Annotated in this window: 12 protein-coding genes; 5 read left to right on the top strand and 7 right to left on the bottom strand. The window is 48.0% G+C overall.

The annotated features are described in order from the left end of the window. Positions 1-97: 97 nt before the first annotated feature. The 7 genes from F4Z13_01995 to F4Z13_01965 form a co-directional block, all read right to left on the bottom strand. Entirely contained in the window at positions 98-1,114 is a 1,017-nt protein-coding gene (locus tag F4Z13_01995) for a trypsin-like peptidase domain-containing protein (GenBank protein MXZ48019.1), read from the bottom strand. After that, entirely contained in the window at positions 1,093-1,803 is a 711-nt protein-coding gene (locus tag F4Z13_01990) for a trypsin-like peptidase domain-containing protein (GenBank protein ID MXZ48018.1), read from the bottom strand. Before F4Z13_01990 ends, F4Z13_01995 begins: the two co-directional genes overlap by 22 nt. Positions 1,804-1,910: 107 nt before the next feature. Beyond that, positions 1,911-2,672: a DUF2437 domain-containing protein gene (locus F4Z13_01985; protein ID MXZ48017.1), complete on the bottom strand. Its 762-nt coding sequence runs from the start codon at positions 2,670-2,672 to the stop codon at positions 1,911-1,913. Between the two features lie 168 nt (positions 2,673-2,840). After that, positions 2,841-3,578, bottom strand: coding sequence for a tRNA pseudouridine(38-40) synthase TruA (truA, locus tag F4Z13_01980; protein ID MXZ48016.1), 738 nt, complete (start codon positions 3,576-3,578; stop codon positions 2,841-2,843). A gap of 22 nt (positions 3,579-3,600) precedes the next feature. Continuing rightward, complete coding sequence (locus F4Z13_01975) at positions 3,601-4,536, bottom strand: ABC transporter permease (protein MXZ48015.1); 936 nt, start codon at positions 4,534-4,536, stop codon at positions 3,601-3,603. Positions 4,537-4,596: 60 nt separating this feature from the next. After that, entirely contained in the window at positions 4,597-7,536 is a 2,940-nt protein-coding gene (locus F4Z13_01970; GenBank protein ID MXZ48014.1) for a PDZ domain-containing protein, read from the bottom strand. A 171-nt stretch (positions 7,537-7,707) separates the two neighbouring features. After that, positions 7,708-8,241: a hypothetical protein gene (locus F4Z13_01965; protein MXZ48013.1), complete on the bottom strand. Its 534-nt coding sequence runs from the start codon at positions 8,239-8,241 to the stop codon at positions 7,708-7,710. A 480-nt stretch (positions 8,242-8,721) separates the two neighbouring features. On the opposite strand from F4Z13_01965, the gene F4Z13_01960 reads away from it, so the two are divergent. The 5 genes from F4Z13_01960 to F4Z13_01940 all read left to right on the top strand — a co-directional run bounded on the left by F4Z13_01960 (position 8,722) and on the right by F4Z13_01940 (position 12,930). Continuing rightward, a complete protein-coding gene (locus F4Z13_01960; protein MXZ48012.1) occupies positions 8,722-9,102 on the top strand; it encodes a hypothetical protein in 381 nt (126 codons plus the stop codon). Positions 9,103-9,330: 228 nt separating this feature from the next. After that, complete coding sequence (locus F4Z13_01955; GenBank protein ID MXZ48011.1) at positions 9,331-10,356, top strand: hypothetical protein; 1,026 nt, start codon at positions 9,331-9,333, stop codon at positions 10,354-10,356. Positions 10,357-10,388: 32 nt separating this feature from the next. After that, positions 10,389-11,360, top strand: coding sequence for a hypothetical protein (locus F4Z13_01950; protein MXZ48010.1), 972 nt, complete (start codon positions 10,389-10,391; stop codon positions 11,358-11,360). Positions 11,361-11,492: 132 nt separating this feature from the next. Continuing rightward, positions 11,493-12,242, top strand: coding sequence for a hypothetical protein (locus F4Z13_01945; GenBank protein MXZ48009.1), 750 nt, complete (start codon positions 11,493-11,495; stop codon positions 12,240-12,242). Positions 12,243-12,261: 19 nt separating this feature from the next. Further along, on the top strand, positions 12,262-12,930 hold the full coding sequence (locus F4Z13_01940) for an endonuclease III (protein ID MXZ48008.1): 669 nt from the start codon (positions 12,262-12,264) through the stop codon (positions 12,928-12,930). Positions 12,931-13,001 lie beyond the last annotated feature (71 nt).

Genomic DNA, 13,001 nt, shown 5'->3' with positions numbered 1-13,001 from the left:
CTCAGGTCTTGATGTAAAAAAAGACTAACCTACCCGAAGAATTCTGATTTTGCAGGAGTGCTGGAAAGTTCTGCTATGTTCACACAACATGCTCGATTCACTCTGGACAGAAAAATTCATCCTCATCAACAAATCTTTTTATGGTTTCCGCGTTAGGTCCCTCAAAGAAGTCCTGCCCAAAATAAACCGGAAGGCGGGTGCGGATTACAAACGGTCCGGGATCACGCCACTCCCCCGCCTTGCCAACGCCCTGTGAAGACAGGGAAACCACCCGGCCGTGTTTATCTACCACGGGCCCGCCGCTCATGCCGGCGGCACTGGAGTGCGAGATAAATTTCGATATGTATGTTTCAGTGCTCATGTATACGGCACCAACTCCCTGAAGATGACCCACGCTATTGTAAAAGTCGGCGGAACCTATAACGACAAGCGGATCTCCGCACTGAAGCGAAGAGTCGTCAGCTATCTCGAGAATTTGGTGTTCTCCCGGTGGGAGTGGTTCATTCGTCTTTATAACTGCTATGTCGCATCCATAGAGTTTTGCCTGGTACTGAGTCTTAAAAACAGTTCCATTGTAAATTTTGAGATCATTCGTCGTAAGATATACTGTTTCGCCTTTTATGGGAGCGACGTGTCCCGCGGTGATGACAGTATCAGCGTCGTATATGAATCCGGAACCATATCTGTTGGGACCAACACGCAGTTCCACGGTGGCTTCGCGCGCCCGTTTGTATATGTCCTGCATGTGATCAAACTGATCAAGCGGAAACGGGCTGTATTCGTTGCCGAACTCGTGTCCGGCTTTTTCCCACTTGTTGTCACTCCTGTATTCTCCGGCATTATCCGGTTTTTCTTCATCGGGAATTTTGTCGAAAACTTCTCTAAGCTCCGCGGGATTCGGTCCGAAGGAGAGAGAGTTGGGGTCTGGCTGAACAAAACCATAAACCCAAAGATTTTGCGGCGGCGAACTAGGAACCCGAAAAGGTGTGACACCAAACCTGTTCCTGAGTATGCCTTCGAAATGAGGTCCACCCCGAATCGCGGATATGATGGAAACGACCTCTCCTCTGTCGTTGAATATAGGCCCTCCGCTCATTCCTTTGACAATAGGCACCGCATGGTATATTCTCCCGGCGTGCAGGGGGGGGGAGTGCGGCCTTCTCTTAACTCAAGAGCCGGTCCCGCGGAGACTGTCCATCCGCCAAGCCCACCTAATGCGGCGCCTCCTCCCATCCCCATCAAAAGTTCATTTCTTTCTGGATTTTCCTCCGCTATTTTCATTGGAACGGCGTCACTTTCCTCTTTGAGGCGGACTAACGCCAGGTCTGTTCCTGTTGTCCTTTTTCGGGTGGCATAGATTTTTTCCGCCTCTATGGTATCTCCGTCAAAAGTATGGACACGTATACTTGCTTGACCACTATCGTCGAAATCGTCGAAGTTGTGCGCTGCCGTAACTACATATCTTGGCGCTATGAGCCATCCCGAACCTGCTGCCCCAGATACATTATTCCCTATGAACTCCATCTCGAAGACGGAACGGCTTACTTTTCTTACAGTATCGTAATGTTTTTCTTCAGGAGATATATCGGCACCGTAATCACGGGAGAAATCACGGCTGAACACTTTGGGATAATAGTCTTCTCTTTTTTTGCCGGACAACCTCTGCTCGTTTCTCTGTGGGGCAAGATCGCACTGGGACAACGGGGGTTCCGCACTTCCGCTTCCGCCACAGGAAACGGCCCCGGCAATGCTAACTATAAGCAGTGCGCGGAAAAGAATTCTAATTTCGTAATGGAGATTCAACTTTCTTTTACCACTTGACCATACATTGTTTCCCAGACATAGCAGAAAACCAAATTCATCAGGTTTTGCTGAGTGGAACAGCTTGCGGGCGGAAATGAGAGACTTCTCTACAGGCTGACGCGGTTTTCGAGTTTCCCGACCCCCTCGATTTCAATTTCCACTGTGTCCTGCGGCTTCATCGGACTTATCCCTGAAGGAGTTCCGGTAGCTATTATATCCCCCGGAAGAAGGGTCATCACCTTTGATATGAAGCTTATGAGTTTCGGTACGCTGAATATCAAGTTCTTTGTGTTTGAATCCTGTTTTACTTCACCGTTCAGGAAAGTCCTTATCCGAAGGTCTGCAGGATTGGCTTCCGTTTCTATGAAGGGGCCCAGAGGGGCGAAAGTATCAAACCCCTTCCCCCTTGTAAACTGTATGTCTTTTGCCTGAAGATCTCTTGCCGTTACGTCGTTTATGCAGGTATATCCGAATACATATTCTAGGGCCTGCTCCTCCTCTATCATGCGGGCCTTCTTTCCTATCACCACTCCGAGTTCTCCTTCGTAATCTACCCTGTTTGACATGTGCACCGGATATTTTATCTCTTCATGATGGGCGATTACGGCCGTCGACGGCTTCATAAAAAGCATAGGATCTTCGGGAGGAGTTCTTTTCATTTCCCTTGCGTGGTCTTCATAGTTAAGCCCTACCGCTATGATCTTTGTCGGAAGACAGGGGGCAAGAGGTCTGATGTCAGAGTAGTCGTGCCGCGTGCTGGTTGCCGACCAGGTTGTGAATATGTCTCCTTCTATCTCGATAACGGTTCCGTCGACATACTCTCCGAACACGGGTTTTTGGCTGCTGTTTTTGAATCTTAGAAATTTCATTGTGCGTTTGCTTGAACAAGGACTGTCATGAATCTCACATCATGTCCGAAATCTGATTGTCAAGCAGAATACATGAAAGTCTCGGAAACAAAAATCAACCGAAGAAAAAACTGCAAGGCAAAAACTGTACCCCTGGAGCGTAATCGACGAAACTGCTTTGTCACAGGTTCAGTAGACGACTTTTTTGAGAAAAAGTCCCTGAGGGGGAGCGGTGAAGACATTTTTTGTCTTCTGTCCCTCGGCAAGTATCCGTCCGAGTCCCTCCGGGGTGAGTTTTCCCTTTCCAGTTTCCACGAGGGTCCCGGTTATCATTCTCACCATTCTTTTCAGAAACCCGTCCGCTTCTATTTCAACCAGGATTATTCTTTCGCGGGTTTTTCTGACGTGAACCCGTTTTACTGTGCGTACGGTGGTTTTCACCGTTATGTCGGCCGTGGCGAAAACGGAGAAATCATGCGTCCCCTCAAGATATGCGGCGGCTTCTCTCATCTTTTTTGTATCAAGTTTCTCTTGGATGTGCCACACTCTGTTTCTCTGAAGTGCGGGGGGATGCGGCCTGTTGAAAATCCTGTATTCGTATACCTTGCTCCGGGAGCTGAACTGTGCGTGAAAGCTGTCTGGGACCTCTTGGGTCTTGATGATTGATATGTCCCGGGGGAGTGTGGAATTAAGCGCTTTTTGTAGGGTCTCGGGATCCATCTGCGTTTCGATGGAGAAATTCGCCACTTGGCCAATGGCGTGCACTCCCGCATCCGTTCTTCCCGAACCCGTTATCTTAACATTTTCTCTGGTGATCTTCCGGATTGCGTCCTCTATAGTCTTCTGCACAGTGGGAAGATTCGCTTGGCATTGCCAGCCGTGGTAGTCCGTGCCGTCATATTCGATAATTATCTTTACGTTCTTCATTCTCGTCTGTCTTTGCCCGCTGTCAGGCGATCGGTTCCTGCTTTCTAAGCTCTATTCTCGGATCAAGTATGGCATAGAGAAGGTCGACAATAAGGTTTGCTATTACGAGCAGAAGCGCGTAGACGATCGTTATTCCGAGTACAACGGAGTAGTCCCTGTTTGCCACGGCAAAAACGAAAAACCTTCCCATTCCCGGTATCGCGAATATATGCTCGACGACAAAGGACCCCGTCACTAGGTAGGCGGTCAGAGGACCTAGCACCGTTACGACCGGTACAAGCGCGTTTCTCAGTATATGCTTTGTGAATATCTTCGTTCTTCCAAGTCCCTTTGCCCTGGCGGTTCTTACGAAAAACTGGCCCGACACGTCAAGCATGTTGGAACGTACAAGCCTTGAGATATATGCGAACGGAGCCAAGCTCAGGGTCAGTGCCGGAAGGACGATGTGCTTTGGCTCTCCCCAGAGGGCGGCCGGCAGAATCCCCCATCTAACGGAGAAAAAATATATGAGTGCCGCCCCAACGACGAAGCTCGGGACCGATACCAGTGACGTGGAGATCAGCACGGAGACAATGTCGTGGATGCTTCTTGGAAACAGTGAGGAAATCATTCCGACCACTGTTCCCATGAAAAACGCCAGCACCAAGGACACCAATCCGAGCCCCATTGAGACTGGCAGGGTTTCCTTTATTATGTCGGTAACCGGTCTGTCGTCGTATTTGTAGGAAGGTCCGAAGTCGCCGCGGGCCAGGTTTCCCATATAGATGAAGTATTGTTTGTGTAGCGGCTTATCCATGTGATATTTCTTTTCAATGTTCTCGAGTATGTTCGGGGGAATACTTTTCTCGGAGTCGAAAGGACCCCCGGGAAGTACTCTGAGCAGAAAGAAGGTTATGCTCGCGACCACGAGGATTACGACTGCTCCGGTCAGTATTCGAAAAGAGAGAAACTTAAGCATTACTCCACCCCCTGGACTTCATCCGCAGTCTTCGGTGCGCGCGCGATAAATATCCTAAATTCAGGAAAGATCTTTTCTTATGGCCAGGGTTTTTTTGGATATCATACCCTTTTCGTCCTTGGCCACTATGGTGAAAAGATTCATTCCTTCTTCGAGAGTTAAGGGAAAAAGCAGGGGAACGTTGTTTTTCCCCGGTGTAAAAAGCTTTACCTTGTCGTCTTTTTTCCAAACCGAGACGCTCTCTATGCGGTCAGTGTCCCTGACCGATCCTTCCACTGTTATCTTGGAAGCCTCCGTGGACATGGGGAAATCCGAAATCATGATGAAAGGAGGTTCTTCAAAGGTTTCTTCAAGAACTGAAATCCCCTGCCCGGCGCCGTCGATTCCGTTCTCATCCGACGCTTCACCGGACGGACCATCATAGCTTGCCCGAGCAACCCTGATGGCTTTTTCTTCAACCCAGCCTGCTAGAGAATTTTTCCCCTCAACCCGTATCCATCGCCCTGAAGTACCGAGAATTTTTACCATGGAATTTTTCTGTGCCACAGCCACTTCGGGGGCAGCAGGGAAAGTTCCCCCAAGTATGGAACTTGAGTCCTTGAACAGGGCAGTTTTTGCGGAAGTGGCGAAAAACGGTCTTTCCTGCTCGGAGACAGGCAGGATTATTCTCTGTGTTTTTATTTCCCGGAAGTCCTCATCCATTACGAGAAGCTCAAATTCCGTTTCACCACCCTTCCCGCTCTGCCTGAAACGAAAAGGCGCAAGTCTGGTTTCCCCTGGACGGAACTTTTCAAGCTCAACTCTTCCTTTCTCAAGAAACACGTCGTCCCCCGAAAGATTCTTAAGAGTCGCTACCGTCTTTTCAGATGTTCCGTCTCCGGTGTTTTTCAATTTTATGTTGAGTACTATGGTTTCCTCAAGTTCCGCATGGCCGTTCCCGTTGCCTTTGCTTCCGAATCTCCCGTCGTCCACTACTTCGTGGTTATGGGAGTAGACGGGACGCTTGTCCGCCACGGTTTTTACGAGCAGGTTCTCTTCCGTAAAGGTTTTGTTCCCGGAACTCGTGAAAATGAGCTTGATACTGTCCTCTCTGGTGGTGACCCATTTGGGAACGGAAAATTTGACTCTTGAGATTTTGCTCTGCCCGGGGAGCAGTTTCCCGAACAGAAGCTCTCCATCGCTGTAAATGCGGTTCTCACAGTCGGTAACAGCGCTGAGCCTGTATATCGGGTCAGGGCCGGAATTTGTCACCTTTATCTTAAGAAAACTTTCTTCCCCGGCCCGGAAAGCTGTTTTCGAGGGAACCGTTTGGACCGATACGGAAGGCTTTTTTGTTTCCCCGGCAGACCAGTCGATTCCTGTATTTTCAATCCGTCTTCTGATTTCTTCAAGCTGGGCGTTGGAAAAATCCGTAGCTGTTGCATACATCTGTTCCCTGGTCTCTGCCAGGAGCATCCTTCTTGAAAGTTTTACGTAAAAATCATTCTTCAGTCTCTCAAGTTTCTGTGCTTTCGTAAGCGATTCGTCCGGCTGAATCTCATCCTCGTCCTCTTCTTGGGGCGCCAGGCTCTCGTCGATGTACTTGACCGTGAATTCGGGGATTGGCATATATGCCTCCTCTTCCCCGTTTTCTCTTTTTTCGGGCAAAGGGTTATAGACGACTTTATCTTCGGTTATCACTGATCCCTGAAGAAGAATGTCGGGGGTTATGCCGCTATCCTGGATGGAGATGTTGCCCGGGGTAAGATACTTTGCTATTGTGAGTTTCAAAGCGGCGCCGTCTTCGAACTCGAAAACCTTCTGGACCGATCCCTTGCCGAAGGATCTTTTTCCTATCACAAGTGCTCTTTTGTTGTTTTTAAGCGCCCCGGCTACTATTTCTGACGCACTTGCGCTTCCCTGGTCCACAAGCACTATCACTTTCCCCTTGTACTCAGGCTGCTTTGTCGTCGCTCTGTAGGTTTTAGCATAGTCCCTTGCTTTAGTTGTCATTATCGTTCCCGAGGAGAGAAAGAGGTCGGCTACTTTCTCTGCCTCGGAAAGAAGACCTCCGGGGTTTCCTCTGAGATCGAGGATTATTCCGTTAATTGGGTAAGAGCGGCTGCTCACCTCTTTTTTTAGATCCGAGGACGTGTTTTTCTGGAAATTTCTTATTCTCAGGTAAAGAATATCGTTTTCAAGGTCAAACCCTTCGACGCTTTCTATCTTTATCGTGTCTCTTACTATCGAAAACTTCTTGGGCTTGGAAAATTTTTTTCTCGAGATAAGAAGGTTTACTCTGGTCCCCTTCTTACCTCTTAGTTTCCCTACGGCTTCGAGAAGAGGCATGTTTATGGTCGATTCGTTTTCTATCTGCACGATCCGATCTTTGGTTTTTATCCCTGACCTGTAAGCCGGCGTGCCTTCTATCGGAGATATGACGGTCAACTGGCCATCTCTTATACCGACCACTATTCCGAGTCCTCCGAAACTCCCTTCGGTGTCTATGAGAAACTCCTTGTAGATATCCGGCGGGATCATTGCGGAGTGGGGGTCAAGAACCTTCAGCATGCTGTCCGATATGGAATATTCTATGTTTTTGACGGTGCGGTCTTCGGTTCCTGTGTTAGAAAGGACAAAAGACACGACTTGGCCCAGAGTGCTCGTGACGTCGTTTGGGGATGGTGACTCTTTTTCCTTGAATTTCTTTGTCTTTTCCTTTACGTGAACGGCGAAGACATTGCCCCGGTCTTGTGGAAATTCCACCAGCACGTCGTCAAGGAAGGTTTCAAGGCTGGAAACCCCTTTTTCAAGCATTTTCGCATAGTCGATCTTGTTTTTGTCCAGATAAAACTTGTTTACGTGCTTAAGGGTGTCTTCGGCAATTTTTATGCTCTGACTGTTGTATTTGCGGTCAAGACTGACTGGTTCGGCGACAAGAAAAAAAGATAGGACGATGATGGTTCCCAAGGCAAGCGCCAAGTACCCGTTTTTGAGAAACCTAGGGATTTTTTCAGACAATTCAGATCACCGTCCCGGAAACTCTATTATCAATCATAAAGCGGATTATATCAAACCGCTTTGTTTAAGGGACTGGCGTAGGAAGGAAGGGAAAGACAAAAAATAACGGGCAGAGAAAATTCTTATGATTCCCTCTACCCGTTATTGGTAAATCAGCTAAAAATATAAACCTTAGCCTGGTACTCCACCGAGAGGATTCCACTTCTCTGTAAGCAGAAGCATTCCCGGTATCAACAGGGTCACTATCGACTCTATTATGAACAGATAGGCTATCGGCTTGCCAAGATCCTTACCCTGCGAGAACGCAAAGAAGCAGAGAAGCACCAGCAAAGCCCATGCCCAGCAGAAGTACGCAAAATACGCAAGCCCAAGTGCCTGGAAATGAGCCCCGTACCATATAAACACCACCGTTGCGAAAAGACAGTACACTCCCAGCCCTTTCGCGTCATGTCCGTGTACGAATACCGCGTAGACTATCAGGTATATCAATGCAAATACCGATACAAGCGCGGTAGCCGCCGTAAGACCAAGGGTGTGCAGTTTCCAGGCGGCAATCGCTATAAGCACGCCGACTCCCAGATTGAGCACTCCCACTTCCTTCGCTCCGGTTTTACCCAAAAGGGTCATTCCGTTCGCGAAGAACACAAACCCTACGAGCAGCAACACGTAACCTAACAAAGCTTCTATTGGAACCATACTAACCATACCTCCTGTATGAGATCATAACCGTTCCTAGCCCTCTACAAATCGGGGCATATTACAGTTTCTATCACAGATCGACACTCAATGTCAAGCATAATTTTGACCAAGAGGAATTCCAGGACTTGATATTAACTTATGAAGTCAATAACTTCTTATCATCATAAGTTGGCCTGATTTTTCGCTGGTTTAGGGTCATTAGAGACGGTTTATCTCCTCAGAATCGTTCTTGTGTCTTAAAAACTGACAGGTTATCTTATCTTACTATGACGCGATTAGCTTTTATTGACAGGCTTTCCGAGGCGATTCCTTGTTGTCCTAATCCAGCTTTGCAAGTCCTCTGACAAGTGGAGACTGGTAGAGCCTTGGAGGACATTTTTTCTTTTGGGATTCTGGTAAAGTTAAAATAATGAAGTTCATAACTTAGGGTTTTTATGGTATAATTACCTTGCAAGAGATCATCTTTGACAAAGAAGGAGGAATGCTATGCCGGATGAAAAGACGAGTGAGGGAGTAAACCCCAATATCTGGATAAGACCGCCTGAGGAAAAAAGTATCAAGAGCGGTATTGCGGGCACTGCACCGAGCCCCCAGCCCGAAACACCGCCGAAATACAAAACCTTTGACGTACTCACGTTAAGGATAAGCAGTGAAGACTTTGAATTTCTCCAGAAACTCGAAAGAGAGATAATGAAAAACCGTTCCAAGGAAAACAAAAAGGAGAGAATAACAAAAAACAGCATTATGCGGGCGATGCTCGCCTGTCTTAAGAACGTAAAATTCGACAGAAAAGACATTCCAGATGAAAATGAGCTTCGAATCAGGATGATGAGAGGCCTGAAAGACCTCCCTCCCTGGCTGTTTTAACCCTTTCGCTTCACGATTTTAGCCCCAAATATTTTGTAAAATTCATGAGTTTACGGGTTGTTACTGCAGAAACCGAAAACTCTGCTTTAGGTATAAAAAAATACTTGACAAAAGGGGTAAAGATTTGATTGAATGTAAATCGGGTGAGGTTGCGTCTATTCGCATCCAACAGAACTACCAACATTTTATCGACAGGGGAGAGTGGGTGTATGGAGAGGTTTGGAATGTGTGGTTGAGTTTTGGCCCAAATCTACAATGAAGGAGGCTTATAATATGAGCCATAGTCATTTAAACGTCCCAACGAAGTACTGGGAGTTGACGAAAGAGGTCCCGCCCCCTCCGATAGAGCGGGATATCAAGTCATGGATCATAGCGAATCCGTCGGATCCGCTGTGGGACATAGACGTGCTGCCGCTGACATACACGGACAGCAGGTGGTCAGCATTCGTAGTAAGGGTAGACGAGGCAACACGTAGTCGTCTGTGCCCTAATCCCCCACTGCAGGTATGGGATGGCGAGAATGCGGACCTGGTAGAGTTTTGGTATGTGGATCACAAGAACACGATGTTAGGTCCATATCTTGAGTTTGGCGTAACGGTATCGGCAACATACACAGACCCGGACGGGAACGTGTGGAGAGCAGGATACTATCCGTATATGTATCTTACGGGAGATGCGCCTGTGGACGCTGGTCGTGTGCTTGGATTTCCAAAGAAGATGTCCTACATCAGATGTACGGTACATGGTGGAGAGAAGGGCACTGACTTCTTTGGATTTGCGATGAGTCGTAACGGTTACCTGATGCACAGCGCAACAGGTCAGTTTGATGACAAGCAGGTAACGCCTCCGTACTTCTATGGTAAGACGGATTGGGGTAAGTTCAATATGAAGGTTATAACGCGTCCGGACGTATCAAGTTCGGAGTGGCAGCTGACATATCTGCCATCGGCGTTGCCACCTCCGTTTGACAGCATGATAACGGGACACAGGTTCAAGATAAAGCCGGAGCATACCAGGACAGCAAGCGGAGACGCAATAAACTGGTTCATGCAGGCCACTCCGTTTGACAACATGGGAGCGGAGCTGAAGATTCAGGAAGTAACTGGATTGATTTCATTTGTGTTCGATCTTGTAATACCGCCAGCGGTAGTACTTTGGACGGAGACATATGAGAGGCCGGCAAGTTATCGTGGATATGCCACGCCATACAAGTATGGATTGAGGCAGCAGTTCCCGATCAGTCAGGGTTCATAAGATAAATAAGGATTTAAGGAGGTAAAACCATAATGGGATTACATGCAAATGAGTACAGTTATCCTTGGCTGGATGAGGGAGAAGTTCCACCATTACCATTGGACAGGGACAGGATCCACATAATCAGTCAGGGTGTAGCGGACCCAGTGTTCGACTACGACATCATACCGCTTACGTATACGGAGAGCAGGTGGATGGCCTATGTTATAAGGGCTGACCTCGGCGCTATGAAAGCGGTAGTACCGGAACCGATCGAGGTTCAGGATGATGTAATAGAGTTTTGGTACGTAATACACAAGAACACGATGTTAGGTCCATACATGGAGATGGGCGTAACGTTCTCGGCAACGGTGGATGACGGAAGCGGTCACATATACAAAGCGGGTTACTATCCGTACATGTATCTGTCGAACGACTCACCGATCTTTGCCGGTAAGGAGCCATTCGGATTTCCGAAGAAAGCTGCTTACATCGCCGGGTATGAGCATGGTACCAACAACAACTATTTCAACCACTTGATGGAGCGCAGGGGCTATATACTGCACACTGCGAACGGACGTTATTCTGACCGTCCGCTTTCGGCCAGGCCTACATTTTATGGCAAGACCGACTGGGGAAGAATGAACTACAGGATAACAACCAGGCCAGATGTGGCGAACAGTATCCATGAAGTAACGTATCTGCCGTCGGATCTTCCGCCGGGATTCGGGACGGGACATAGGTTCCAGCTGAATCCGGAGAGCGTAAGGACGGCTGTTACAGAGGATGTACGTTCGTGGTACATGTCAGGAACACCATTTGACTACATGGGTGGTCAGATACCAGCAACGGAGGTAGTAGGGTTGATAAGCTTCACGTTCAACCTGATAATACCGCCGGCGTTGACGATATGGACGAGGACGGTAGAGAGAGGAGCCGATGACATGGGTCATGTGGTATACTCGACACCGTTTGAGTACACGATGCGTCACAGGTTCCTGCTGCCGCAGTATAGCCAGGGATAATGGCGAAGGGCCGGTGTCTGAAGACACTCGGTTCTTGATGAGTAAGAAAGAGGAGGGAGACCGTAATGGTTATCCCTCCTCTTTTTTTTGCCTGAATTGATTTTTGCTTGAACATGTTTTCTAATATAAGCGATGCCTTCCAGTACCCTTATAGTATATGAGCCTCTGGATTCTTTCAGAGAAAAATCTGAGTACTGGAGCAAGTATCTTAAGTTTTATGAGCGTTACTGGGGTGGTCCTACCTCTCCTTTCGGAATATGGTTCGGCAATGAGTACAGCGCGTTTCGCCAGGCGCTTTCAGACCATCTTGATCTGCCCCACGAAGACCTGCCCGACTGTCTTTTCATGAAGGATGAAGCTGCCAACTACTTTGTTGCGCCCACTTCTGATTCCCTTAATTGTTTTGCGTCTGAAAACGTTGTTCCGTTTGAGTGGTTTCTTCTTTTTTCCGAGGAGGGGAGAAAAAATTTTTATACCCACTGGGGCTTTAACTCAATTCATTACAACTCAACCCTTGAGCAGTCAAAAAGGAGACTGACCTCCTCGCGGGAAAAGATCGAAAAGACAATGTCCGAAGACTCTGCTAATCCTCTTAAGCTTTTTCTGCGCAATCTTGACCGAAGTCTGGAAGACCTTAGAAAATGGCTTGTCCAGTTCGATTCCCAAAGCTATCTGGTGCTTAATTACGGCGATATCTGCAATTACATACATCCCTACACGCTGAAAAATGAAAACAGCGTACCGGAAGTTGCAAGAATCTTGGAACTTATATCACTGTCGAACTTCGGCGAGGCCGAGCTAGCACTTAAGGTGTTTTTCCAGAAATGGGAGGATATAGCAGGTAAGTGTGCCGGCGGCACTGAAGACTCCCGAATCCAGTAAAGCCTCGCTTCCGACTGATATGACCGTAAAACTCGAGAGTAAGAACATCGGAAGGGTACTGGGAGTGCTTAGAAAGGAGGCCGCCGGATGGAACGTTCCCGTGGTTACGCTTACGGCCGTTTCCTCAAAAAGTCCTTTCAGGGTTCTTATTTCCACCGTACTCAGCCTGAGAACCAAGGACGAAACCACGGCCGAGGCCTCCGCGAGGCTTTTCCGCGAAGCTTCAACTCCGCATACGATACTGGAGCTCGGGGAAAAAAGGGTAAGAGACCTTATATATCCCGTCGGTTTCTACAGGGTAAAAGCACAGAACATCATCGGGATATGTGAAAAGCTGATAGACGAATATGACGGTCGGGTTCCGGACAGTATTGACGAGCTTTTAGAATTCCGTGGGGTCGGGAGAAAAACTGCCAATCTGGTTCTTTCTCTTGGGTACGGAAAACCCGCTATCTGCGTTGATATTCACGTGCACAGGATTTCAAACAGGTGGGGTTACGTGGATACCAAAAATCCTTATGAAACCGAAATGGCTCTTCAGGAAAAACTGCCCCGCAAATACTGGATAGAGTATAACTCTCTTCTGGTCGCTCTCGGGCAGCAGATCTGCAGACCCTTATCTCCTCTTTGCAGCCGTTGTCCCGTGAGTGGTTACTGTCCGAAGAGGGGAGTTTCCAGAAGCAGGTAGAACCCCTCGACCGGTTTGACTCTGCCCGCATTATAACTATAATTGATTGCCAAATCTTTTTCCGGAAAACC

The sequence above is a fragment of the Candidatus Dadabacteria bacterium genome (assembly GCA_009837205.1).
Classification (GTDB): Bacteria; Desulfobacterota_D; UBA1144; order Nemesobacterales; family Nemesobacteraceae; genus Nemesobacter.
This window is presented reverse-complemented; position numbering and strand designations above follow the sequence as displayed.